The 24274-nt window shown below is 63.3% G+C and carries 24 protein-coding genes; 14 read left to right on the top strand and 10 right to left on the bottom strand.

Features of this window, described 5'->3' with window-relative positions:
• The first annotated feature begins 104 nt into the window (after positions 1-104).
• A complete protein-coding gene (locus ACNQP3_RS24450) occupies positions 105-1124 on the top strand; it encodes a Leu/Phe/Val dehydrogenase (protein WP_012274139.1) in 1020 nt (339 codons plus the stop codon).
• A gap of 61 nt (positions 1125-1185) precedes the next feature.
• On the opposite strand, the gene ACNQP3_RS24445 is transcribed toward ACNQP3_RS24450, so the two are convergent.
• The gene (locus ACNQP3_RS24445) at positions 1186-1449 is read right to left on the bottom strand and encodes a YebG family protein (protein WP_012274138.1); all 264 of its coding nucleotides are present in this window, start codon (positions 1447-1449) and stop codon (positions 1186-1188) included.
• A gap of 231 nt (positions 1450-1680) precedes the next feature.
• On the opposite strand from ACNQP3_RS24445, the gene ACNQP3_RS24440 reads away from it, so the two are divergent.
• Complete coding sequence (locus tag ACNQP3_RS24440; RefSeq protein ID WP_012274137.1) at positions 1681-2151, top strand: phosphate-starvation-inducible protein PsiE; 471 nt, start codon at positions 1681-1683, stop codon at positions 2149-2151.
• Between the two features lie 3 nt (positions 2152-2154).
• Here ACNQP3_RS24440 and ACNQP3_RS24435 read toward each other — a convergent pair whose 3' ends face one another.
• From ACNQP3_RS24435 to ACNQP3_RS24415, 5 genes are all read right to left on the bottom strand, one after another.
• Positions 2155-2445: a DUF3509 domain-containing protein gene (locus ACNQP3_RS24435; RefSeq protein WP_012274136.1), complete on the bottom strand. Its 291-nt coding sequence runs from the start codon at positions 2443-2445 to the stop codon at positions 2155-2157.
• A 121-nt stretch (positions 2446-2566) separates the two neighbouring features.
• A complete protein-coding gene (locus ACNQP3_RS24430) occupies positions 2567-2914 on the bottom strand; it encodes an HPF/RaiA family ribosome-associated protein (RefSeq protein WP_012274135.1) in 348 nt (115 codons plus the stop codon).
• Between the two features lie 177 nt (positions 2915-3091).
• Entirely contained in the window at positions 3092-5416 is a 2325-nt protein-coding gene (gene fecA, locus ACNQP3_RS24425; protein ID WP_264316542.1) for a TonB-dependent Fe(3+) dicitrate receptor FecA, read from the bottom strand.
• 89 nt (positions 5417-5505) lie between these two features.
• Positions 5506-6432, bottom strand: a complete 927-nt coding sequence (locus tag ACNQP3_RS24420) for a FecR domain-containing protein (RefSeq protein WP_264316541.1) — start codon at positions 6430-6432, stop codon at positions 5506-5508.
• Positions 6429-6974, bottom strand: a complete 546-nt coding sequence (locus ACNQP3_RS24415) for a sigma-70 family RNA polymerase sigma factor (protein ID WP_256213757.1) — start codon at positions 6972-6974, stop codon at positions 6429-6431. Before ACNQP3_RS24415 ends, ACNQP3_RS24420 begins: the two co-directional genes overlap by 4 nt.
• A gap of 106 nt (positions 6975-7080) precedes the next feature.
• On the opposite strand from ACNQP3_RS24415, the gene ACNQP3_RS24410 reads away from it, so the two are divergent.
• The 6 genes from ACNQP3_RS24410 (at position 7081) to ACNQP3_RS24385 (ending at position 13363) form a co-directional block, all read left to right on the top strand.
• Positions 7081-7386, top strand: a complete 306-nt coding sequence (locus ACNQP3_RS24410; RefSeq protein WP_012274131.1) for a DUF3649 domain-containing protein — start codon at positions 7081-7083, stop codon at positions 7384-7386.
• On the top strand, positions 7383-8960 hold the full coding sequence (locus ACNQP3_RS24405) for a PepSY-associated TM helix domain-containing protein (protein ID WP_060493270.1): 1578 nt from the start codon (positions 7383-7385) through the stop codon (positions 8958-8960). The genes ACNQP3_RS24410 and ACNQP3_RS24405 overlap by 4 nt, the downstream gene beginning before the upstream one ends.
• Positions 8960-9286, top strand: a complete 327-nt coding sequence (locus ACNQP3_RS24400; protein WP_012274129.1) for a DUF3325 domain-containing protein — start codon at positions 8960-8962, stop codon at positions 9284-9286. Before ACNQP3_RS24405 ends, ACNQP3_RS24400 begins: the two co-directional genes overlap by 1 nt.
• A 4-nt stretch (positions 9287-9290) precedes the next feature.
• Positions 9291-9866: an RNA polymerase sigma factor gene (locus tag ACNQP3_RS24395; protein ID WP_012274128.1), complete on the top strand. Its 576-nt coding sequence runs from the start codon at positions 9291-9293 to the stop codon at positions 9864-9866.
• Positions 9863-10843 carry a FecR family protein gene (locus ACNQP3_RS24390; RefSeq protein ID WP_264316540.1) on the top strand — a complete coding sequence of 327 codons (981 nt, stop codon included), beginning with the start codon at positions 9863-9865 and terminating at the stop codon, positions 10841-10843. Before ACNQP3_RS24395 ends, ACNQP3_RS24390 begins: the two co-directional genes overlap by 4 nt.
• 129 nt (positions 10844-10972) lie before the next feature.
• On the top strand, positions 10973-13363 hold the full coding sequence (locus ACNQP3_RS24385; protein WP_264316539.1) for a TonB-dependent siderophore receptor: 2391 nt from the start codon (positions 10973-10975) through the stop codon (positions 13361-13363).
• 71 nt (positions 13364-13434) lie between these two features.
• On the opposite strand, the gene ACNQP3_RS24380 is transcribed toward ACNQP3_RS24385, so the two are convergent.
• Entirely contained in the window at positions 13435-14310 is an 876-nt protein-coding gene (locus ACNQP3_RS24380) for a helix-turn-helix domain-containing protein (protein WP_012274125.1), read from the bottom strand.
• 185 nt (positions 14311-14495) lie between these two features.
• Here ACNQP3_RS24380 and ACNQP3_RS24375 point away from each other — a divergent pair, with 185 nt between their 5' ends.
• Positions 14496-15398: a DMT family transporter gene (locus ACNQP3_RS24375; protein WP_060493267.1), complete on the top strand. Its 903-nt coding sequence runs from the start codon at positions 14496-14498 to the stop codon at positions 15396-15398.
• Positions 15399-15510: 112 nt separating this feature from the next.
• On the opposite strand, the gene ACNQP3_RS24370 is transcribed toward ACNQP3_RS24375, so the two are convergent.
• A complete protein-coding gene (locus ACNQP3_RS24370) occupies positions 15511-16485 on the bottom strand; it encodes a 2-hydroxyacid dehydrogenase (RefSeq protein WP_264316538.1) in 975 nt (324 codons plus the stop codon).
• A gap of 78 nt (positions 16486-16563) precedes the next feature.
• Positions 16564-17511 (bottom strand): LysR family transcriptional regulator, encoded by a 948-nt coding sequence (locus tag ACNQP3_RS24365; RefSeq protein WP_012274122.1) that lies wholly within the window; start codon positions 17509-17511, stop codon positions 16564-16566.
• Positions 17512-17702: 191 nt separating this feature from the next.
• On the opposite strand from ACNQP3_RS24365, the gene ACNQP3_RS24360 reads away from it, so the two are divergent.
• Genes ACNQP3_RS24360 through ACNQP3_RS24345 form a run of 4 tightly spaced genes read left to right on the top strand, consistent with a single transcriptional unit; the run spans position 17703 to position 22467 of the window.
• Entirely contained in the window at positions 17703-19232 is a 1530-nt protein-coding gene (locus tag ACNQP3_RS24360; protein ID WP_012274121.1) for an efflux transporter outer membrane subunit, read from the top strand.
• Positions 19229-21406 (top strand): FUSC family protein, encoded by a 2178-nt coding sequence (locus ACNQP3_RS24355; protein WP_264316537.1) that lies wholly within the window; start codon positions 19229-19231, stop codon positions 21404-21406. Before ACNQP3_RS24360 ends, ACNQP3_RS24355 begins: the two co-directional genes overlap by 4 nt.
• The gene (locus ACNQP3_RS24350) at positions 21396-21596 is read left to right on the top strand and encodes a DUF1656 domain-containing protein (protein WP_009685040.1); all 201 of its coding nucleotides are present in this window, start codon (positions 21396-21398) and stop codon (positions 21594-21596) included. Before ACNQP3_RS24355 ends, ACNQP3_RS24350 begins: the two co-directional genes overlap by 11 nt.
• A gap of 10 nt (positions 21597-21606) precedes the next feature.
• Positions 21607-22467: an HlyD family secretion protein gene (locus ACNQP3_RS24345; RefSeq protein ID WP_012274119.1), complete on the top strand. Its 861-nt coding sequence runs from the start codon at positions 21607-21609 to the stop codon at positions 22465-22467.
• Between the two features lie 129 nt (positions 22468-22596).
• Here ACNQP3_RS24345 and ACNQP3_RS24340 read toward each other — a convergent pair whose 3' ends face one another.
• Positions 22597-23046 carry a universal stress protein gene (locus ACNQP3_RS24340; protein ID WP_069942695.1) on the bottom strand — a complete coding sequence of 150 codons (450 nt, stop codon included), beginning with the start codon at positions 23044-23046 and terminating at the stop codon, positions 22597-22599.
• Between the two features lie 209 nt (positions 23047-23255).
• Between ACNQP3_RS24340 and ACNQP3_RS24335 the strand changes: the two genes are divergently transcribed.
• The gene (locus tag ACNQP3_RS24335) at positions 23256-24161 is read left to right on the top strand and encodes a LysR family transcriptional regulator (protein ID WP_012274117.1); all 906 of its coding nucleotides are present in this window, start codon (positions 23256-23258) and stop codon (positions 24159-24161) included.
• Positions 24162-24274: the final 113 nt, after the last annotated feature.

Here is a 24274-nt window from a genome sequence, read left to right as displayed (position 1 = left end):
TGAGTATTAGCTGTGACGCGTGGTTTCGTCCAGTGGTCCGGCGGCGGCGTCAATGCCGGGGCCGTGCCTATACTGGAAGGAGCACCTCGTGGGGGAGCCTGTCGATGTTCGCACTGATGCAAAGTACCCGGACCCAGTCACTGCATTTGTTCAACGACCCACCTACGGGCCTTAAGGCGGTGGTGGCGATCCACAGTGAGCACCTGGGCCCGGCCATGGGCGGTTGCCGCTACCTGCCTTACGCCGATGACGAAAGTGCCATGACCGACGCCATTCGCCTGGCCCAAGGTATGAGCTACAAGGCGGCATTGGCCGGCTTGCCGCTAGGTGGCGGCAAGGCGGTGATCATGCGCAACCCGCACGTGGAAAACCGTGCCGCGCTGTTCGAGGCCTTTGGCCGCTTCATCGATACCTTGCATGGGCGCTTCATCATCGCCGTGGACAGCGGCACCTCGACCCTGGACATGGACTGCATCGCCCAGAGTACTCCCCATGTGACCAGCACCACTGCCTCGGGCGACCCTTCGCCGCATGCGGCGATGGGGGTGTTCGCTGGCATCCGCGCCACGACCTCGTTCCGCCTGGGCAGCGATGACCTCAGGGGCCTGCGGGTGGCGGTGCAGGGGTTGGGTAATGTCGGTTATGCACTGGCCGAGCAACTGCATGCGGTGGGCGCGGAACTGCTGGTCAGCGACCTGGACCCCGGGCGGGTGCGGCTGGCGATGGAACAGTTCGATGCCAAGCCTGTGACCAACGATGCACTGATCAGTACCCCTTGCGACATCTTCGCCCCCTGCGGTGTGGGGCCGGTGCTGAACGGGCAGAGCGTGATGCAACTGCGTTGCGCGGCAGTGGCGGGGGCGGCCAACAACCAGCTGACCACCTTGCAGGTGGCAGACCAGCTGGAGTCGCGGGGGATACTGTATGCGCCTGACTACGTTATCAATGCCGGTGGGCTGATCTACGTGGCGCTGACCCATCGTGGCGAGGACCTGGGCACCATCACCGCGCACCTGGCGCGGATACCGTCACGGCTGACCGAAGTGTTTGGCCATGCGCAGGCGGAAAAACGTTCGCCGGCGCGGGTGGCGCAGATGTTGGCGGAGCGGTTGCTCTACGGCTGACTGTTGATGTTGGCTCTACTGGCCTCTTCGCGGGTTTACCCGCGAAGCAGCAACGTCGCTATCACTCGGCAGCGCCACCCTCTAGCAACTCGGCCAGGGCATCCGGCTGGCTTTTGAAGGCCCGAGCGAACACATCGCGGTTCTTGGCCATGTAGATACCGGCTTCCTCGACCTGTTGCTCGCTCAGCGACGGCACTGCCTTGTGCAGCACTTCGGCCAGGCGCTCGGCCAGTTCGAGCATCTTGTCGTGACGGTCTGCTTCGGCCTTATCCATGAACAAGCGCTCCGGGTCGCGGCTGCTGCGGTACACCACTTCGACGGCCATTCATCACCTCTATGCCTTTTTGCTGGTTGTGTTGCTGGTTACTGTATCTATATACAGTAATGGCATTTGCCATCACCACGCAACCAGATTCTCACGGCAAAAGCCTAGTACACAGGTGCCTTGCGGCAATCGGTCGCCTTCCAAGCCAAGGGCCTGGCCCTTTAACTGCATGGCACAAGCGTCACATCGGTGACGCATCATCCTTAAAGACGTATCGGGGAATGGAACATCGTGAACATCAAGTGGGCAGAAAAGCTGCGCAAGGGCCTGCACGGCTCGGCGGACTCGCTGGGCAACCTGTGCGTCGAGGCCTTCCATTACCTGGCGCTGTTCGGCATTGGCGCGATTACCGCCTATGCGGCAGTGGTGACCTTCCTGGACATGCTTGGCAAGGGTGGGGTCAGTGTCGATGACATCCTGCTGCTGTTCATCTACCTGGAGCTGGGGGCGATGGTCGGTATCTACTTCAAGACCAACCACATGCCGATCCGCTTCCTGTTGTACGTGGCGATTACCGCGCTGACCCGTCTGCTGATCGGCGATGTCTCGCACCACAAGGCGCCGGACGAAGGGCTGTTGTACCTGTGCGGCGGCATCTTGTTGCTGGCCTTCTCGATTCTGGTGGTGCGCTACGCCTCGTACCGCTACCCCTCGACCAAGGTGCTGGATGCCAACGGCAAGGAAGTGGAGGAGGGCAAGTAGCCCTCAGTTGGCCACGACATGGCGTGGGTGGTGGCGGGCATCGCGGGTCAATGCGGCCAGCACCTGCATGGGGTTCTGGCTGAGTTCGATGGCCAGGCCCAGGCGGATGCTGTCGATTACCCGCTGCAGGCGCACCGGGTCGTTGCGCTGGGCCTGGGTGATGAGGCGCTTGGCGACCACGCCTGCGTCGTCGGACAGGGTCAGCATGATGCTGCCATCGAGGTTTTCGATGCTCAGGTTGACCCGGTATTCGGGGGCAAATGCGGCACTGATGAGTTCGAATGGGTTGTTCATGTTCAGGCTTCTGCAGCGAATGAGTGCAGAAGTTGACTGGCAAAACGGCGGGTTGGTTCAGTGCCGTTGATCGCTGCAAATAAAAACGCCCGGCTCTAGGCCGGGCGTTTTGCATTGCCAATCAGGCGTCTGGGTCACTCAGTTCCAGGGCGCCGCGCTTGCTGCGCAGCTTGCCGTAGAAGTGTTCCAGCGCGTGGCTGAGCTTGGTGGCTGCACCGTCCACTGCCTGGTCCAGCGAAGTGGCGGTGTGGGTCACCGAAATCGGTTGGTGGCCTTTGGGGCGAGCCTCCATCTGGCAGCGTTTGTCATGCGGTCCGGGCTTGGCGCCGTTCTCGTCGCGCAGGTGAACCTCGATACGGGTGAGGTCTTCTTCGTAACGTTCCAGCGAGTTCTGCAGTGTGCTGCGGACCCACTGATCAAGCCGGGCGTTGCCTTCGAAATGGTTGCTGCTGTTGACCTGGATTTGCATGATTCAATCCTTATTCAGCTTGCTCGCATGGAGGCGCGCCTAGGCCCTTGAGACCCTTGGAATTTCTGCGCCTCTTGACTCTAAGGTCAGGCAACCACGAAACGAATTCAAGCCCTTTTTGAAAATAAATGTCTTGTTGCAAATGGGGCGGCAAAGCGGCCCCCCATTTGCAGTCGATCAGAATTCCACCGACGTCTGCACATACAAGGTACGCGGCTCACCCACGTACTTCCCTTTGTTGTTGTCATCGTAAGAGCGCGTGTAGTACTCGCGGTTGAACAGATTCTTCACCCCAACCGCCACTTTCAGGTTCGACAGCTGCGGGCCAAAGTCGTACCCGGCGCGGGTGCTGACCAGCATGTAGCCCGGAATGCGCCCGGTGCTGCCGTCGGCGCTTTCGGTGCTGGTGTTGGCGTTGTCTGCGTACTGGCTGCTCTGGAAGCTGCCGTCCAGGTTCAGCTGCCAAGGGCCATCGGTGTAGCCCACGCCCAGGTTGCCCTTGTGGCGTGACGAGAACGGCACCTGGTTGCCTTTGTTCGGCCCGTCCTCGCGGATAGTGGCGTCGACGAACGCATAGCTGGCATGCACATCGAAACCGGCCAGGGCGGGGCTCAGGCCGTCGAGCGCGTAGCGCACGCTGGTCTCGATGCCCTGGTGGCGAGTTTCGCCGCGGGCGATCACCGAGTCGTTGGTCTGGTTGCTTTCGTACTGGTTGTCGAAATTGATCAGGAACGCGCCAATCTCGGCCTGCAGGTCACCATTGTCATAACGGGTACCCACTTCCCAGGTACGCGCCTTTTCCGGTTTCACTTCGCCGCTGCTGACCCGGTTGGGCATCTGGCTGTACTGCACGCTGCCGAACGAGCCCTCGGTGTTGGCGTACAGGTTCCAGCTGTCGGTCAGGTGGTACATCACGTTCAGCGCCGGCAGCGCGGTGTTGTAGCTGCCTTGGTAGCGCTGGCCGTTGAGCTTGTTGCTTTGCTCGGAGTCGATCATCTCGTAGCGCACACCGGGGGTGATGGTCCAGCGGCCGATGTCGATGCGGTCATCCAGGTAGATGGCGTGGGCTTCGGTGCTGCCACGGGTGTCGCGGTCATTGCGGCTGGCGGTGGTCGGCAGGCTGCCATTGACCGGCTCGCGGAAGCGCAGCTCGTGGCCGGCTTCGTTGACGTAACGGTAGCCGATGCCCAGCTCGTGCCAGCTGTCGCCAAGGGCCAGGCCCTGCGAGAAGCGGGTTTCGATGCCGCGTACCCAGTACTCGCGTGGCGACAGCGAGACGAAGCTGCCCTGGTCCAGGTAACCGCTGCGCAGGGTCTTGGTGAAGAAGCTGTTGACGCTGAACTGGCGGTCGTCCTGCTTGTAGTCGTAGCCGAAGTTGAACAGGGTGCGGCGGCCCCAGAACTTGTCCTTCAGGCGCGTCGACTGGTACGGGTCGGCTGCGAAATCGGCAGTGCTCAGGCCGCCGGGCATGTCGGCTTCACCCTCGTAGTACTGGGCCATGGCGTGCAGGCTGTTGGCTTCGTCCAGTTGCAGCTTGCCCTTGAGGATCAGGTCGTCGATTTGCGTGTCGCTGTGTTCGCGCCAATCACCGCCACGGGTGCCGGAGTACAGCAGGGCGCCGCCCAGGCCGTTGGCATTGGTGCCGCCGACCAGCAGGTTGGCGCTGTTCTTGAAGCCATCGTGGCTGGAAGACGGGCTGATCTGGTTCTGCATGGCGGCCTTGAACGTGGCCTGTTCAGGGATCGCCCGAGTGACGAAGTTGACGATGCCGCCAACGTTCTGCGGGCCGTAGCGCACCGCGCCGTCACCGCGCACCACATCCACGGCGTCCATGTTGCCCATGCTCAGCGGTGCCAGCGACAGCTGCGGCTGGCCGTACGGGGCGAAGGGCACCGGGATGCCGTCCATCAGCACGGTGGAGCGCGATGCCAGGCGTGGGTTGAGGCCACGGATGCCGAAGTTCAGCGCCAGGTCGTGGCTACCGGTGCCGTTGTTGTCGGGGGCGTTGACACCGGGGATACGGTTGAGCACTTCGCGGGCGGTGGTGGCGCCGTTGCGCTCGAATTCCTCGCGACGCACTACGTCGCGGGCACCGGGGTGCTCGAACACGTTGTCCTGCCGGGCCTCGGCCAGCCAGTCGCCGACCACGGTGGAAGCACCGAGCTCGACCGGCGCACCCGCAGCGGGGGTATCGATGGGCTGCAGGCTGAAGGCGTTGTCGGTTTCCTGCCGCACCTGCAGGCCGCTGCCGCGCAGCAGTGCATCGAGGCCCTGTCGCACGTCGTACTGGCCGTCCAGGCCTTGAGTGTGGATGCCTTGGGTCAGTTGCGAGCCGAACGAGATCAGCGCCCCGCTTTCGCGGCCAAACTGGTTGAGGGCGTCTTCAAGCGAGCCGGCGGCGATATGGTAGCTGCGGGTTTCGGCATAGGCGGCAGGCGTGGCCAGGCCGAGGGTAGTGGTGAGCAGCAGGGCGTGGACGAACGGGCTGTGGCGCAACGGCATGGGTCGGGTCCTGAAAGAGGGGTTCTGCCATGTCTGTCACGCGAGGTTGGAAAAATGGCTCACTTGATTGAAAAAATGTACGTACGGCTCTACCCGATCTTCGGCTCGACCGTCACCCAGTACCGGGTGAACCGTCGCACCCGCACCGGTAGCGCCACCTCCAGCATCTGCAGGATGCGTTCACTGTCATCCAGCGGATACGATCCAGAAATACGCAAGTCGGCAACCTGTTCGCTACACCCCAACTGCCCATGGCGATAGCGCCCAAGTTCGGCAAGAAAGTCCGCCAGGCGCATCTGCGACGCCACCAGCATGCCGTCTACCCAGGCCCCGACATTAGGGTCGAGCGGCGTCACCGATCGCCAGGCGCCGGTGAAGCGGGCCTGTTGCCCGGCCCGCAGTGGCTGCCCAGCCGCGCTGGCAGCCCCCTGGAATACCGATACCAGGCTGTAACCGTCGAACTGGCGCACGTTGAAGCGCCCGCTGTCCAGGCGCATCGCCCCTTCAGCGGTGCGCAACAGCAATGGCCGTGCATCGCTGGCCACTTGCAATGCCAGTTCACCTTCGAACAGACGCAGCTGTCGCTGCTGGCTGTCGAAGCGCGCGTCTGCGGCACTGCGGGTATTGAGTTGCAGCACGCTGCCATCAACCAGCTGCATGCGCCGACGCTGGCCGAGCGGGCTACGGTAGTCGGCCATCAACCCAGGCAGCGGATTGTGCTGTTGCAGGCCAAGCCCGGTGGCACTCGCCACACCGACCAACAGCAACGCCTTGAGTGCCCGGCGCCTGGCCGGCGAAGGCGGGGCTTGCAGCGTTGCATGCACCACGGGCGACGACACACCGCGCAGCCGCTGGTTGACCTGCTGGATATGGGCCCAGGCTCGCTGGTGCTCCTGGTTGGCCTGGAGCCAATGCTCAAGCGCCAGTTGCTGTACCTGGCCGAAGTCATCGCCCTGAGATTCGATCAGCCAGTGCACGGCCTGCTCCGCAACCTGCGCAGAGAACGAGGCGTTCACAGGGCAAAGTAACAGCGCATGGCTGCCTTGCTCAGGTAGCGTTTTACCGTGGCCAGGGAAATGCCCAGCTCACGGGCGATTTCGCCTTGGCCAAGGCCGTCGACCTGGGCCAACAGGAAGGCACGTTTGACCAATGGAGGCAGGCCGTCCAGCAGGCGGTCGAGTTCCAGCAGGGTCTCGAAGATGATCGCCCTCTGCTCCTCACTGGGTGCCACTTCTTCCGGTATTTGGGCCAGGGCCTGCAAGTAGGCGCGCTCCAGCTCCTGGCGGCGGAAGTGGTTGCACAACACACGCTTGGCCACGGTGGCGAGAAATGCGCGAGGTTCGATCAGTTGCGGTGTTTCGCGGGCCTGCAGCAGGCGCAGGTAGGTGTCCTGGGCCAGGTCGGCGGCACTCTGCGGGCAGCCCAGGCGGCGGCGCAACCAGCTGGTGAGCCAGTTGTGATGGGCGTGGTAAAGGCCTTCGACCGTGGAAGAGAGCGCGCTGGGCACCGTGATACTCCGGCGCTCGATCGCGCAACTGGTAGTAAGAATTGTTCGCATTATATGGACGGTCGCGCTACTCGGCAATCGTCACTCGTCTTGGGGCTTTGCTTATGAGAATTGAAATCATTATTATTGCAGCCCCGAAAACGCCCGGACCTTCGCCATGACGCGCAAAACCGCCGGCCTCCCGCTCAGCTATCGCCTGGCCGTGACCTCTCGCAGCCTCGCCGCGCTGCTGGGCGGCTACTTGCTGGCGTCCCTGGCGAGCGTCTGCATTGCCTTGCTGGCACCAATGCCAAAGGTGGATGCCACGCTCACCGGCCTGCTGCTGTCGTTCGTCTTCTACCTGCTGGCGTTCATCTGGTGCTTTGCCTGCCGCAGCGCTTGGCGTGCGTGGTTGGGCGTGCTGGCGCCAAGCCTGTTGCTGGGCATGATCAGCGGCGTTGCCTACTGGATGCAGAACCCATGAAAGAAGGCTTCCGCCAGGCCATGGCCTGGCTGCACACCTGGACCGGCTTGATCTTCGGCTGGCTGTTGTTCGCCATCTTCCTCACCGGCACGCTGTCGTATTTCAAGGAAGAAATCACTCACTGGTCGCAGCCCGAAGTGCGCAGCCACGCCCTGGACCCGGTCAACAGCCTGGGGGTGGCGCAACGTTACCTGCAGGACAATGCCGGGCATTCGGGTACCTGGTTCATCCGTATGCCCAATGCGCGTGAAGCGGCCCTGAGCGTGGGCTACCGCGACCCCAATGGCGGGCCGCGTGGCTTTGTCAGCAAAACCCTCGATACCCAGACCGGCCAGCCGGTGGAGGCACGCGACAGCCGCGGTGGTGAGTTCTTCTACCGCTTCCATTTCCAGCTGCAGATGCCTCATCCGTTTGGCCGTTGGCTGTCGACGTTCTGCGCTTTCATCATGCTGTTGGGGCTGGTCACCGGCATCATCACCCACAAGAAGATCTTCAAGGAGTTCTTCACCTTCCGCCCTGGCAAGGGCCAGCGCTCCTGGCTGGATGGGCACAATGCTATTGGCGTATTGGTGCTGCCGTTTCACCTGATGATCAGCTACAGCAGCCTGGTGCTGTTCATGTACATGGTGATGCCGGCAGGCATCATGGCCAGTTACGGCAATGACACCGACAAATACTTCAATGACCTGTTCGGCCGTAACGATGCGCCCAAGGCTGCCCAGGTGGCTACACCTCTGGTAGCGCTGCCGAGTTTGTACGCCAAGGTGCAGGCACTGCAGCCGGGGGCGCGCATTGGCAACATCCAGGTGCAGAACCCAGGCGACAGCAATGCCCGCGTCACCTTCACGCAATCGGCCGCCGACCACGTGGCTTATCGGCGCAGCGCCAATTGGACTTTCGATGGCGCCAGTGGTGCGCTGCTGAGCCAGGGCAAGCCGGAGAGCGGGGCAATGATGACCGCGTTCAGTTTCGCCGGGTTGCACATGGGTAACTTCGCCGGGCCCTGGCTGCGCTGGTTGTACTTCTTCTTTGGCGTGGCCGGTACTGCGGTGATCGGCACCGGGCTGGTGATGTGGTTGGGCAAGCGCCAGCTCAAGCACGCCAAAAGCGCACACATGCCAGGCGAGCTACGCCTGGTCGAGGTGCTCAATATTGCCAGCATGAGCGGCCTGTTACTGGCAGTGGCGGGCTTTTTCTGGGCCAACCGGCTGATGCCCATGGGTGTCGAAGGCAGGTCGGACTGGGAGGTCAATGCATTCTTCATCGCCTGGGGGCTGTCGCTGGTGCACGCCGTTTTGCGCAGTGGGCGCAGGGCCTGGGGCGAGCAACTGGCGTTGGGCGCGCTGGCCTTTACCTTGTTGCCGCTGCTCAATGGCCTGACGACCGATCGGGGTTTGAACCATTCACTGCCGGAAGGTGACTGGGCCATGGCCGGCTTCGACCTGACTGCGCTGGGCACTGGCCTGTTCCTGGCCTGGCTGGCCAGCAAGATGCTGCGCAGCCCCAAGCCCGTAGCCAAGCGCGCCGCGCGTGCGGCAAAAAAGCCGAGCACTGAAACGGCGGAGGCGAGCTGATGCTGGGTAACGCACTGATCGCATTCGCAGGCTTCGTCGCCCTCTGCCTTGCCATGGAAAAGCACTTTAGCGACCTGCTTGGGCGCAAGCCGCGCCCAGGGCAGCTGCGCCTGTTGCGTGTCGTGGGTTGGCTGCTGCTGATGCTGTCGTTGGCGCTCAGCGTGCACCTGCGTGGCTGGGCTCATGGCCTGGTGGAGTGGACGGCGGTGACGATGGCCGGGGTGACGCTGTGGGTGTTTGGCCTGCCATACCAGCCGCGCCTGCTGTTGGGCCTGGCCGCCGCCAGTGGGGTGCTGGGCCCGTTGCTTGCCGTGTTTGCCGTGTGACGCTGTGAGCGAGCAGAGCGATAGCATAGAGCCTGACGCCGACAGCGCAGGTGCGCGTGCTCGTTTCGTCCAGGTGTTCCAGGCCCAGCGCGCGCGCATGGAGGCGCTGGTCAGCCGCAGGGTCGGCTGCCGAGCTACCGCTTCGGACCTGGTCCAGGAGCTTTTTCTACGCTTCTGGCGCCGCCCCGAGGTCAAGGTCGAAGCGTTGGACACCTACTTGCTGCGGTGCGCCGGTAACCTGGCCATCGACCACCTGCGCAGCGAGGGTAGCCGCGAACGCGTGGCCGAAGTTGCTCTGCAGGTGGATGAAGCGGCCATGGGCCATGCCCCGGAGCAGGCGGTGGAGATCGACCACGACTTGCAGCGAATCGAAGCCGCCTTGCGTGCCTTGCCCGAGCGCACCCGGCAGATCTTTTTGCTCAACCGCATTCACGGCTGCAAGTACGGCGAGATCGCCAAAGCCATGCAACTGTCCCAGAGTGCTGTGGAAAAGCATATGATGCGCGCCCTTGAAGCGTGCAAGGCGAGTATTGCCGAACCCGCGCCCACCCCACGCCGGCCAGGGAGCGCCCGTCGATGAGCAGCATGCCCCCCATCACCGAGGCGCAATCCCAGGCCGCCCTGCAATGGCTCAGCCGCATCAACGAGCAGCCCGCACAAGCCGAAGGGGCGGCGTTCAAGCGCTGGTTGCTGGCCGACCCAGGGCACCGTGCAGCCTACCGACAGGCGCAGGCGCTGTGGCAGAAAAGTGCCGCCCCGGCGCAGCGGTTGGCCGACGAAGAACAGCAAGCCCTGCACCGCTACCTCGATGCCATGGCCAGGCCAGCGCCCCGTGGCCGGTGGCGGCGGGTGGCAGCACTGGCGATGGCAGCCTGCATGGTACTGGCCCTAGGTATTGCAGGTGGTTGGCACCCGGGTTACTGGTTGCAGGACCTGCAAGCGGACTACAGCAGTAACGGGCAGGTGCGCCAGGTGACCTTGGCTGACCAGTCGCAGGTCACGCTTGATGCAGGTAGCGCCATTGCGGTCGATTTCAACCAGGGCGAGCGCCGTGTGCGGCTGCTGCATGGCGCAGCCTTCTTCCAGGTGACCCATACCGGCGAGCCGTTCATGGTCGAAGCTGCCGGTGGAGAGGTGCGAGTCCTCGGTACCCAGTTCGAGGTGCGCGAGCAGGGTGAGGGGGCGCTGGTCACGGTGCGCAGTGGGCGCGTGGGGGTTAGCCCTGTTCCGGGCGAGTTGGTGCGTGAACTGACTGCCAACCAGCAGGTGGCCTATCGCGCAGGGCGCGCGGGCGACACGTTGGCGGTGGACAGTGATAACCGCCTGGCCTGGCGGGAAGGCTGGCTGAACTACTACCAGGTGCCGCTGGCGCAGGTGCTCGAGGACCTTGGGCGCTATTACCCAGGGCGCATCCTGCTGCTGGATGGCGAACTGGGGCAGCGCAAGGTCAGCGGCAGTTTCCCGGTGGCCGAGCCGTTGCTGGCGCTGGATTCGTTGGGCAATGTGATGGGCTTTTCGCGGCAGACGGTGTTGGGGCGTTTGACCCTGATTCGGTAGTTGTCGGCGAAGCGGTCGGCACAGGAAAATATTTTTCAGATAGCGGGTGAGGTAACAGGACGTGGCATCCGTGTAATGAGTGGAAGTGCGATTCATTCGCAGTAATATCCCTCTCACAGGTCAGCGTCCATGAAGTTCTCCCCGCGTTGCGTCCCTCTCTGGCTAGGCCTTGCTACGCTGCCTGCCATCGCTGTCGCCCCCCTGGCCTGCGCCGCCGAGCAACAGCAGGCCTACGCCTTCGCCCAGCCAGCCCAGCCCTTGGCCCAGGCACTCAACGCTTTCAGTCGTACCACCGGCCAGAGCGTGGTCTACACCCTTGAGCTACCAGGCGTGCAGGCGCCTGCGCTAAATGGCCGGTACAGCGCCGAACAGGCCCTGCAACAGCTGCTGGGTACTTCCGGGCTGGCCTGGCGCCGCGTCGATGCACGCACCTTCACCCTCGAAGCTGCCGACACCTCCGGTGCCCTCAACCTGCAGGCCACAACGGTGACCTCGCAACTGGATGACTACAGCTATCAGCCCCCGGCTAGCGCCTCGATCATGCGCGGGCAGGGCCCTAACCAGGACATCCCCCAGGCGATCAACGTGGTACCGGCGCAGGTCATCCGTGATCAGGCGCCGCGTAACCTCGATGACGCCCTGGCCAATGTCAGCGGCATTACCCAGGGCAATAACTTCGGTGGCACGTCCGACACGGTGATGAAGCGTGGTTTCGGCGACAACCGCGATGGCTCGATCATGCGCGATGGCATGCCCATCGTGCAGGGCCGCAGCCTCAACGCCAGCACCGAGCGGGTCGAAGTGCTCAAGGGCCCGGCTTCGCTGCTGTACGGCATCCAGGACCCGGGTGGGGTGATCAACGTGGTCAGCAAGCGCCCGCAACTGCAGCAGTACAACGCCCTGACCGTGCGTGGCTCGACCTACGGCAGTGGCAAGAACGGCAGTGGCGGCGGGCTCGACAGCACTGGCGCGCTGGGCGACAGCAACTTCGCCTACCGCTTGGTCGTCGACCACGAGGACGAAGACTACTGGCGTAACTACGGCGTGCACCGCGAATCGCTGGTGGCGCCGTCGCTGGCCTGGCTGGGCGAAGATACCCAGGTGGTGGTGGCTTACGAGCACCGCGAGTTTCTCTACCCGTTCGATCGGGGTACCGCGTTCGGCAACAACGGCCACCCGCTGAACATCCCCGCCACGCGTCGTCTGGACGAGCCCTTCAACGACATGGAAGGGCGCTCCGACTTGTATCGCCTGGAAGTCGACCATCAGTTGGCCAATGACTGGAAGCTGCACTTCGGCTACAGCTTCAACCGTGAAACCTACGATGCCAGCCAGGTGCGGGTGACGGCCGTCAACGAAGCAAAAGGCACGCTGACACGCAGCATCGACGGCACCCACAACGCCATGAGCCGTGACCAGTTCGCGACCGTCAGCCTGGCAGGCAACGTGAATTTGGCCGGCATGCAGCACGACTTGCTGTTCGGCATCGACCACGAAGACCGCAAGATTTTCCGGGGTGATCTGATTCGCCAGATGGCCAAGTCCACGTTCAGCTATGTGGACCCAGTCTACGGTCAGGAAGTGGAAGGCAGCACGGCGCGCGCCAGTGACAGCGACCAGACCGACAAGCTGCGCACCGATGCGCTGTTCGTGCAGGACGCCTTGCACTTGGACGAGCACTGGATCCTGGTGGCCGGCGCGCGCTTCCAGCAGTACGACCAGTACGCCGGTCGCGGCCGCCCGTTCCACGTCAATACCGACATCAGTGGCCAGGCCTGGGTGCCTCACGCCGGCATTGTCTACAAGGTCGACGACCAGCTGTCGTTCTATGGCAGCTACAGCGAATCGTTCAAGCCAAACTCCACCATTGCGCCACTGACCGGCAATATCGTGCTCGACTCGTCGGTAGCCCCGGAAGAGGGCAAGTCGTGGGAGCTGGGGGCCAAGCTCGATATGCCGGGCCGCATCACGGGCACCCTGGCGCTGTTCGATATCACCAAACGCAACGTCCTGGTTTCGAACTTCGACGCCAGCACCAGCGAGACGGTCTACAGCAACGCGGGTGAAGTCAATTCACGAGGCGTGGAACTTGACCTGACCGGCCAGCTGACTGATCGCTGGAGCTTGATTGGCAGCTATGCCTACACGGATGCCAAGGTTACCAAGGACCCGGACCTGCAAGGCAACCGCCTGCAGAACGTAGCCAAGCACACTGGTTCGTTGTCGGCTGTGTACGACTTCGGCAGCCTGTTCGGTGGCGACAAGCTGAGGGTAGGTGCGGGTGCGCGCTACGTGGGCGAGCGGTCGGGTAACTCGACCAACACCTTCGACCTGCCGTCCTACACCGTGGCGGATGCATTCGCCAGCTACGAGACCAAGCTCGATGAACACAATGTGCGCCTGCAGCTCAACGTGAAGAACCTGTTCGACAAGGTTTACTACAGCTCGGCGGTGAACCAGTACTTTGTGGCGATTGGAGATGCGCGGCAGGTGAGTTTGTCGAGTACCTTTGAGTTTTAAGTACAGCCTGTGCCGGCCTCTTCGCGGCTAAAGCCGCTCCTACAGGGATCGCGTTACTCTGTGGAGCGGCTTTAGCCGCGAATGGCCGAGCGATATTCCCCAGGCGTTGCGCCAAGGGCCTGCCGGAAGCGGTTACTGAAATGGCTGGCACTGGCAAACCCGCACAACAGGGCAATTTCGCCCAGCGGCATTTCCCCCAGTCGCAACAACTCGCAAGCCCGCTGCAGCCGCCTGGCCAGCAAGTACTGATGCGGCGGTAACCCGAAACTGGCGCGGAACATGCGCGCGAAGTGGTATTCGGACAAGTTGCAGCGCAAGGCCAGTTCACCCAGGGTAATCGGCTGGTCCAGGTGCGCTTCGATGTACTCGACCAACTGCCGGCGCAGGTTCGGCGCCAGCCCGCCTTTCAGGCGCAGGCCTTGGCGCAGCCCGACCTGGTTGAGCAGCGCATGGTCGACGATTTCGTGTGCCAGGCTGCTGGCCAGCAGGCGTTCGCCGGGCTCGTCCCAGTCCAGTTGGATGAGTTGGCGAAAGCGTGCCGCCTGCTGTGGATCGTCCAGAAAGGTCGCCTCCTGCAGTTGCAGCTCCCGTGGCTCACGGTCGAGCAGGCGCACGCAGCCCAGTGCGAACTGCGCCTCGCTGACATACAGGTGTGCCAGCCGGATCGCGCCATTGACCACCCAGTTCGATTCCTGCCCGGCCGGCATCACGCACAGCTTGCCGGGTGCGCCCTTGTCGGCCGGGCGTTGGCGGCGGAAGGTGCCGGTGCCGTCGGCGATGTAGCACGACAGGGTGTGATGGGTCGGTGCCTGGTAATCACGAGCATCGTCACGGTTGCTCCACAACGCCGCCGCCAGCCCGTCGCCCAGGTGCGCGCTCAGCTCCAGCCGGGCGTGGGGCGAGGCATGCATGGCGTTGAACACTTGCAACTGGGTGAGTGGCGTCATGGCGGGTTCCTCTTGCCAGTCATCCTACTGCGCCCTGCACAGCGTGACATCTACTGGCGCAAGAAAAGCGCAAGTTTGTGCAAGCCGGTAAAGGCCCATCTAGCGAACACTGGTGATCCCTGTGGGAGCGGGTTTACCCGCGAAGCGCCGGGCACCGATCCTGAAAGGCCCAAGGAACTGCCGCCATGAACCTGTCACTCTACCTGCTCACCGTCCTGATCTGGGGCACTACCTGGATCGCCTTGAAGCTCCAGCTGGGCGTGGTCGCCATCCCGGTCTCGATCGTCTATCGCTTCGCCCTGGCTGGCCTGATTCTGTTCGCCATCCTATTGCTCACCCGCCGCCTGCAACCGATGAACCGCCGTGGCCACCTGATCTGCCTGGCACAGGGCTTTTGCCTGTTCTGCGTCAATTTCATGTGCTTTCTCACTGCCAGCCAGTGGATCGCCAGTGGTCTGATCGCCGTGGTGTTCTCCACTGCAACCCTGTGGAACGCACTTAATGCGCGGGTCTTCTTCGGCCAGAAAATCGCCGCCAATGTACTGGGCGGTGGTGCCCTGGGCCTGCTTGGGCTGGGGCTGCTGTTCTGGCCCGAGCTGTCCCATCATGCGGCCAGCCGTGAAACCCTGTACGGCCTTGGCCTGGCGCTGCTCGGCACGCTGTGCTTCTCGGCGGGCAACATGCTGTCGAGCATGCAGCAGAAGGCCGGGCTCAAGCCCATGACCACCAATGCCTGGGGCATGGTCTACGGGGCGGCCATGCTGATGGTTTATTGCCTGGTCAGCGGCATTCCTTTCAACATGGAGTGGAACACCCGCTACATCGGTTCGCTGATGTATCTGGTAATTCCGGGTTCGGTGATCGGTTTCACCGCCTACCTGACTCTGGTCGGCCGCATGGGGCCAGAGCGCGCGGCCTACTGCACGGTGCTGTTTCCGTTGGTGGCGTTGAATGTGTCGGCGGTGGCCGAGGGGTATCAGTGGACGGCACCGGCCTTGTTGGGGCTGGTGGCGGTGATGGCGGGGAATGTGCTGGTGTTTCGCAAGCCTCGGGTCCGGGTGGCTGGCGGTGTTGTGGTGGCCAAATAGGACATGCGTTGCCTGCACCGGACCTTTCGCGGGTAAACCCGCTCCCACAGCGTTCTGGACCTGTGGGAGCGGGTTTACCCGCGAAAGGGCCGGTGCAGGCAATAGAGCGCTATCAGCCTTTCCACACCTGCGGGTTCACCAGGTCCCGCGGCCGCTCGCCCAGCAGCGCCGCGCGCAGGTTGTCCATCGCCCGATTGGCCATGGCCTCACGGGTTTCGGCAGTGGCCGAACCAATGTGCGGCAAGGTCAGCGCATTGGGCAGCTTGAACAGCGGCGAATCGCTCAGCGGTTCCTTCTCGTACACATCCAGACCAGCCCCACGAAGGGTACCGTTCTGCAGGGCTTCGATCAGCGCCGCTTCATCCACCACCGGCCCGCGAGCGATGTTGATCAGGAAGGCACTCGGCTTCATCAGTTTCAGCTCGCGGGCGCCAATCAGCTTGCGGCTGGCGTCGGACAACGGCACCACAATGACCACGAAGTCAGCTTCGGCCAGCAACTGCTCCAGGCTGCGCAACTGCGCCCCAAGTTCTTGCTCCAGCGCGGTCTTGCGGCTGTTGCCAGCGTAGATGACCGACATGTTGAAACCGAACCGGCCACGGCGGGCAATGGCAGCGCCGATGTTGCCCATGCCGACGATACCCAGCGTCTTGCCATGCACATCGCTGCCGAAATGGGCCGGGCCTACGGTGGCCTGCCAGTTGCCGGCCTTGGTCCAGGCATCCAGTTCGGCGGTGCGGCGGGCACAGCCCATGATCAGCGAGAAGCCCAGGTCGGCGGTGCTTTCGGTGAGCACGTCGGGGGTGTTGGTCAGGGCGATGCCGCGTTCGTTGAAGTAGTCCAAGTCGTAGTTGTCATAGCCGACCGAAACACTGGACACCACCTCCAGCTTGGCCGCGCCTTCAAGCTGTGCACGGCCCAGCTTGCGGCCAACGCCGATCAGGCCGTGGGCCTCGGGCAGGGCTTCGTTGAACTGGGCGTTGATGTCGCCGAGCTTGGGGTTGGGCAGAATCACGTTGAAGTCTTGCTGCAGGCGCTCGGCCATGGCCGGGGTGATACGGCTGAAGGCCAGGACAGTCTTTTTCATCGGGCAACTTCTCTGCAAGGCGGGGGTGGACATTGGTTAGCAACCTACCATTGTCCACCCCCGCCATGCAGCAGCTTTTTAGTTGGCGATGAGCACTTGATGGGTTTTCAGGTCCGCCTCATGGGCCGCGAGAATCTCTGGCAGCGAGTTGCGCAGGTACTCGACCCAGGTCTTGATCTTGGCATCCAGGTACTGCCGCGATGGGTAGATGGCGTACAGGTTCAGTTCCTGCAGGCGGTACTCGGGCAACACTCGCACCAGGCTACCGTCACGCAGGCCGTCGATGGCCGAATAGATCGGCAGCACGCCTACGCCCATGCCGCTGCGGATCGCGGTCTTCATGGCATCGGCGGTGTTGACCATGAACGGCGAGCTGGTGATGTTGACCATCTCCTGGCCTTCCGGGCCGTCGAACAGCCACTTTTCCAGCGGGATCACCGGGCTGACCATGCGCAGGCAGGCATGCTTGAGCAGGTCGGCGGGCTTGTGCGCAGTGCCGTGGCGGGCGATGTAGCCGGGCGAGGCGCAGACGATGCTGTAGGTGATGCCAAGGCGCTGTGACACGAACCCCGAATCGGGCAGTTCGGTGGCCAGCACGATGGACACGTCATAACCCTCGTCGAGCAGGTCGGGCACGCGGTTGGCCATGGTCAGGTCGAAGGTGACGTCCGGGTGCGACTCGCGGTAGCGGGCGATGGCATCGACCACGAAGTGCTGGCCCACCCCGGTCATCGAGTGCACCTTCAACTGCCCGGCCGGGCGGGCGTGGGCATCGCTGGCTTCGGCTTCGGCTTCTTCCACATAGGTAAGAATCTGTTCGCAACGCATCAGGTAACGCTTGCCGGCCTCGGTCAGCGCAATGCGGCGGGTGGTACGGTTGAGCAGCCTTGTTTGCAGATGGGCTTCCAGGTTGGAGACCGCCCGCGACACGTTCGCGGTGGTCGTATCCAGTTGCGCGGCAGCAGCGGTAAAGCTGCCAAGCTGGGCTACGCAACTGAAAGCACGCATGTTTTGCAGGGTGTCCATGGGTCACTCTCGATGTAGAGGACAAAATTGTGTCACGAAGTAACGCAAAAAAGCTGAAAAGTTACCTTCGACCAAAGGCGGATTATCGCTGTTTTGGTAACAAAGATTCGCAGGAATCTGCGCTTATCGCCAGTGCTGTCGCCCCCTAGAATTGCCCGGCCCCTTCACCTCTTCCTCGGGAAATCGCAGCTGTGCCGCGTCGCATCATCAGAACGCTCAATGCGTTCAGTGCCTGTGCCCTTGCCCTCACCTTGAGTGGCTGTATCGGAACCTGGGGCATCGCCCCGCAAAGCAAGACGCTGCAAGCCAATACCTTGACCACCGACGCGGCCATACGCGAAGCCGCGACCGACGCCCATTGGCCTGATCAGCAGTGGTGGCACGCCTATGGCGACCCGCAGCTGGACCGCTGGATTGCCCTGGCCGTGGCCGGCAGCCCAAGCCTGGCCATGGCCGCGGCGCGGGTGCGCGAAGCCAAGGCCATGGCTGGCGTGGTCGAGTCGGCGGAAAAGCTCCAGGCCAACGGCCAGGCCACGCTCAAGCGCCACAACTGGCCTGAAGACCAGTTCTACGGCCCTGGCGCGCTGTCGGGCGCCAACACCTGGGACAACAACGCTGCCATTGGCTTCAGCTACGCCCTCGACCTGTGGGGGCGCGAGCGCAACGCCAGTGAGCAGGCCGTGGACCAGGCGCACATGAGCGTGGCCGAAGCCCGCCAGGCGCAACTGGAGCTGCAGAACAACGTGGTGCGCGCCTACATCCAACTGAGCCTGCACTTTGCCCAGCGCGATATCGTCAAGGCCGAACTGGAGCAGCAGGAGCAGATCCTGGCGCTGGCCAAGCGTCGCCTGGATGCCGGCATCGGCACTCACTTCGAAGTCAGTCAGGCCGAAGCGCCGCTGCCGGAAACCCACCGTCAGCTCGACAGCCTCGACGAAGAAATTGCCCTGACCCGCAACCAGCTGGCGGCGTTGGCTGGCAAAGGCCCGGGGGAGGGCGCACAGTTGCAGCGCCCGACCCTGGCCCTGGCCGCGCCGCTGAAGCTGCCCTCGAACCTGCCTGCCGAACTGGTCGGCCAGCGCCCCGATGTGGTCGCCAGCCGCTGGCAGGTGGCCGCTCAAGCGCGTGGCATCGATGTTGCCCATGCCGGCTTCTTCCCCAACGTCGACCTGGTCGGCAGCCTGGGCTTCATGGCTACCGGTGGTGGCCCGCTGGAGTTCCTGACCGGGCGCAAGTTCAACTACAACGTCGGCCCGGCGATCAGCTTGCCGATCTTCGACGGTGGCCGCCTGCGTTCGGAGCTGGGCGTGGCCTCGGCGGGGTACGACGTAGCGGTGGCGCGCTACAACCAGACCGTGATTGGTGCGCTGAAGAACATTTCCGACCAGTTGATCCGCCGCGAGTCGATGAAAGAGCAGTCGCACTTCGCGGCCGAGTCCGTCGCCGCAGCCCAGAAAACCTACGACATCGCCATGGTCGCCTTCCAGCGCGGCCTTACCGACTACCTGAACGTGCTCAATGCGCAGACATTGCTGTTCCGCCAGCAGCAGGTGCAGCAACAGGTGCAGGCCGCCCGCCTGGTCGCCCATGCCGAGCTGGTCACCGCCCTGGGCGGCGGCCTGCAGGCCGGCCAGGATGTGCCGAAGGAGGAACGCCAGGCTGCGCCGAAAACCCCGGCTACCCTGGCCATTTTCGACAAGAAGCCGGATAACGCCGAATGAGCACTTCCAGTTTGCCCGTGCGCTGGCTGCAAAGCCTGGAATGGCGCCGGGGCTTCTTTGCCTGGGCGCGCACCGACGGCGTGACCTGGGTGTACATCTTCAAGGTGCTGGCCGCCGCGTTCATCACGTTGTGGCTGGCCATGCGCCTTGAGCTGCCGCAACCACGCACGGCCATGATCACCGTGTTCATCGTCATGCAGCCGCAAAGCGGGCATGTGTTCGCCAAAAGCTTCTACCGGGTGCTCGGCACCCTGGCCGGCTCGGCGATGATGGTGGCACTGATCGCCATCTTCCCGCAGAACACCGAGCTGTTCCTGCCCAGCCTGGCGCTGTGGGTGGGCCTGTGCTCGGCCGGTGCCATGCGCTACCGCACCTTCCGCGCCTATGGCTTCGTGCTGGCCGGTTACACCGCCGCGATGATCGGCCTGCCGGTACTGCAGCACCCTGACCAGGCGTTCATGGCAGCCGTATGGCGGGTGCTGGAGATTGCCTTGGGGATTCTGGTGTCGACCTTCGTCAGTGCCGCAATCCTGCCGCAGTCGGCCAGCGCCGCGATGCGTAACGCCCTGTACCAGCGCTTTGGCGTGTTCGCCGGGGTGGTGGTCGAGGCCCTGCGTGGCGATAGCCAAAAGGACCGTTTCGAGAGCAGCAACGTGCGTTTCGTGGCAGAGGCCGTAGGCCTTGAAAGCTTGCGCAACGTCACCGCCTTCGAAGACCCGCACATGCGCCGGCGCAGTGGTCGGCTGGTGCGGATGAACAGTGAGTTCATGGCCATCACCACGCGCTTCAACGCCCTGCACCGCTTGCTGGAGCGGCTGCGTGCCCGTGGCCCGCTACAGATTGTCAGTGCCATCGAGCCGGGCCTGAATACCTTGGTGGAGCTGCTGCAGCCCTACGTGGGGCGGGCGTTGACCGACGCCGATGCACTGCGCCTGACCCTGGAGCTGGCCGCCTACAAGGAAGGCCTGCAGGCCCAGGTGCGCGGCTTGCGGGCCGAATACCTGGCGACCGACCCCAGTGAATCCGACTTGCTCGACTTTCACACCGCGTTCGAACTGCTGTATCGCTTCGTCGACGAGATGTTCAGCTACGCCGAAACCCATGCCTCGCTGGCCGCGCACACGCACCAGCGCGAGCAGTGGGACGAGCCCTACGTGGCGCAGACCAGCTGGCTGGTGTCGCTGGCCGCCGGTGTGCGTGCCTCGGCGGTGCTGTTGCTGCTGGGTAGCTACTGGCTACTCAGTGACTGGCCCAGCGGCGCCATGATGACCCTGATCGCCACCGTCACCGTGGGCCTTTCGGCGGCGTCGCCGAACCCCAAGCGCATGTCGTTCCAGATGGCCTGCGGCACGGCCATCGGTGCTTTTGTCGGGTTCTTCGAAACGTTCTTCGTGTTCCCCTGGATCGACGGTTTCCCGCTGCTGTGCATGGTGCTGGCACCCGTGTTCGTGTTGGGCGCGTTTCTGTCGTCGCGCCCGGCCTATGCCGGCTACGGCATCGGCTTGCTGGTGTTTTTCGCGATTGGCTCGGTGCCGAACAACCTCACCGTGTATGACCCCTACACCTTCATCAACGACTACATCGGCATGGTGATCGGCATGTTCGTCTGTGCCGCCGCCGGGGCGATCATCCTGCCGCCCAACAGCCGCTGGTTGTGGAGCCGCCTGGAACAAGAGCTGCGCGAGCAGGTGCTGTTCGCCATCAGTGGTCGCCTGCGCGGCATCGGCACGGCGTTCGAAAGCCGCACCCGCGACCTGTTGCACCAGGCCTATGGCCTGGCGGCGGGCAAGCCGCAGGTGCAGAGCCAGTTGATGGGCTGGATGTTCACCGTGCTGGAAATCGGCCACGCCGTGATCGAGTTGCGCAAGGAGCAGGCCCGTGCGCCGGAGCACCCGGCCTACGCAGAGTCGCAGCCGTGGCGCCAGGCGATTCGCGTCATGGGCCGTGCCCTGGCGCGGTTGTTCCTGCAGCCAAGCGCCAGCAACCACGAGCGTGCATTGGTGGCCGTGGACCATGCCATCGCCCGCGTGCAGGCCACCGACGAGCCGTTCGCCCGGCACTTCGACACCTCGGTGCTGCGCCGTGCGCAAAGCTACCTGCACTTCATCCGTTCTTCCCTGCTGGACCCACAGTCGCCACTGGCACCGGCGAAAGGATTGCACCATGCCCCGTGAAATCGCCTTCCATGGCGTGTACATGCCCACCATGACCTTGATGTTCCTGTTCGCCCTGGGCCTGGCCTGGGGCCTGGACCGGTTCATCGCCAGCCATGATGGCTACCGTTTCTTCTGGCACCCGGCGCTGCTGCGCCTGAGCCTGTTCGTCTGCCTGTTCGGCGCCATGGCGCTTACTGTCTACTGGTGAGAAACCTTCGATGAAAAAGTTCTTCAGCCTGATCGCCACCCTGCTGGTGCTGGTCGCTGCCGTGGCCATCGGTCGCCAGTTGTGGTTGCACTACATGACCACCCCATGGACCCGCGACGGCCGCGTGCGTGCCGACATCATCAACGTCGCCGCCGACGTGCCCGGCTACGTGGTGGACGTACCGGTCAAGGACAACCAGCGGGTGAAGAAGGGCGACCTGCTGATCCAGATCGACCCCGAGCACTACCAGTTGGCGGTCGACCAGGCCAAGGCGCTGGTCGCCTCGCGCAAGGCCACCTGGGAAATGCGCAAGGTCAACGCCAAGCGCCGGGCCGACATGGACAACCTGGTGATCTCCAAGGAAAACCGCGACGATGCCAGCAACATTGCCAACGCTGCCCAAGCCGATTACCAGCAAGCCCTTGCTGAACTGGCCGCAGCCGAACTGAACCTCAAGCGCACGCACATCGTGGCCACGGTGGATGGCTATGTGACCAACCTGAACATCCACAAGGGCGACTATGCGCGTACCGGTGAGGCGGTGATGGCGGTGGTCGATGAGAACTCGTTCTGGGTGTACGGCTTCTTCGAGGAGACCAAGCTGCCGCACGTGAAGGTGGGTGACCAGGCCGAGCTGCAGATGATGAGCGGCGAGCGCATCAAGGGGCATGTGGAGAGCATCGCCCGTGGCATCTACGACCGCGACAACCCGCAAAGCCGCGAGCTGATTGCCGATGTGAACCCTACGTTCAACTGGGTGCGGCTGGCGCAGCGGGTGCCGGTGCGTATTCACATCGATGAAGTGCCGGAAGGGTTTTTGCTGGCGGCGGGGACGACTTGTACGGTGGTGGTGAAGCCGAGTTCGCCTTGAGAGATTTGTAGTCAGGAACATCGAGCGCCGCCCGCGCGGCGCTCGATCTCAAAGGCGCTGTAAAAATCATGGCGAGCACCTGCATGCCCAAATGAAGCTCAGAGCCAAGCGTCCAATCTTCTGTGATTTCTACCCCGCCGCCCCCACCAACACTGGCACCTTCACCTGGTCAATCACCTTCGCGCTGATGGAAGGGTCGAGCAACCGTCCCAGCCGCGACAGGTGACGGTGGCCCATGATGATCAGCTCGCAATTGAGTTCGTGCGCCTTAGTCACGATCACATCGACCGGCTGCCCAGCCACCATGCAACCTCGGCTGGCAAAGCCGGCTTGCTGCAGTTCGCGCACGGCCTCGGTCACGGCGTGGTCGGCATGCTGCTGTTCCTCGCAGGCGGCGGGGTATTCCTCCAGCTCTTCGGTGGTATAGGGCGCTGGTTGCTCATGCACGGCGAAGGTGGAATCGATGGCCAGCAGCACGTGCAATTCGTGATGGCCAGGGCGGCAGTAGCGGCGGGCGAGGGCCAGCAGGGCACTGGAAGCCGGGGAGGCGTCGATGGCGATCAGGACGGAGCTGGGCATGTAGGATCCTTGGCAGTGGCTGGCGGGTGTATCTGCAGGATCGGCCCTTTCGCGGGCACGCCCGCGAAGAGGCCGATCCTGCCAATGCTCTATTTAAGGCCGAACACGGTCAGTGAATAAATGCCCCACAACGCACGAGCGCATTGCGTCTGGTGCAATCGAGCAACCTGTTACCATCGCCATTCCCACAGCTGTAACGGAAAACGGCCATGCAACTCCCGGACATGAACCTGCTCGTCGCCCTCGATGTCCTGCTCGACGAGGGCAGCGTGGTCGGCGCAGCTCAGCGAATGAACCTGAGCCCGGCGGCCATGAGCCGGACACTGGGGCGCATTCGCGAAGCCATGGGTGACCCGATCCTGGTGCGTGCCGGCCGTGGCCTTGTGCCCACGCCGCGGGCGCTGGCCCTGCGCGAGCAGGTGCATGGGTTGGTAGAGCAAGCCGGGCAGGTGTTCCGTAGCCGTGATGATGTCGACCTGGTGAACCTGGACCGTGCCTTCAACATACGCACCAATGACCTGTTCATCGCCCTGTACGGCGCCCAATTGCTGAGCATGATGCTGGCCCAGGCGCCGCGAACGGTGTTGCGCTTCGTCCCGGAGGGCAGCGGTGACGATGATGCGGTGCTGCGCAACGGGCATATCGATTTGATCATCAGCTCGGCCGTTGAACTTGGCCCGGAAATCAAGGTGCAGAGCCTGTTCAGCACCTACTTCGTGGGCCTGGCGCGTGTGGGGCACCCGATTTTCGACGCCCCGATCACCCCAGAGCGTTTTGCCGCCTACCCGCAGATCAGCGTATCGCGGCGCGGCCGGGCCAATGGGCCGATCGATGTGGCGTTGGCCAACCACAAGGTAGAGCGGCGGGTGGCCCTGATCACCACCAGCTTTCATTCGGCGATGTTCTCACTGCCGGATTCGGACTTGATCCTGCCGATACCCGCCAACATCCTCAACAGTGTGCAGCGGCTGAAGCTGCCATTGCGCTCGTTCGAGATCCCGGTGCCGTTGGAGAAAGTCAATGTGAAGCAGGCGTGGCACCCGCGTTTCGACAACGACCCCGCACACCGTTGGCTGCGCCAGACGTTGAAAGCGTGTGGGCGCATTGACCCGTGATGTCGCCATTGATTGCGTCTGACGCAATATAAAACTGCCAACAAGTCAGTTTTCGTCAGCATTCGACCTTCTTAAACTTGCTCCAGCCCTGAAATTGTTGCTGGAGATGTATT

It is taken from the genome of Pseudomonas sp. LFS074, assembly GCF_047978165.1.
Lineage (GTDB): Bacteria > Pseudomonadota > Gammaproteobacteria > Pseudomonadales > Pseudomonadaceae > Aquipseudomonas > Aquipseudomonas putida_P.
The sequence above is the reverse complement of the archived record's forward strand: the minus strand, read 5'-3'. Positions and strand labels throughout refer to the sequence as shown.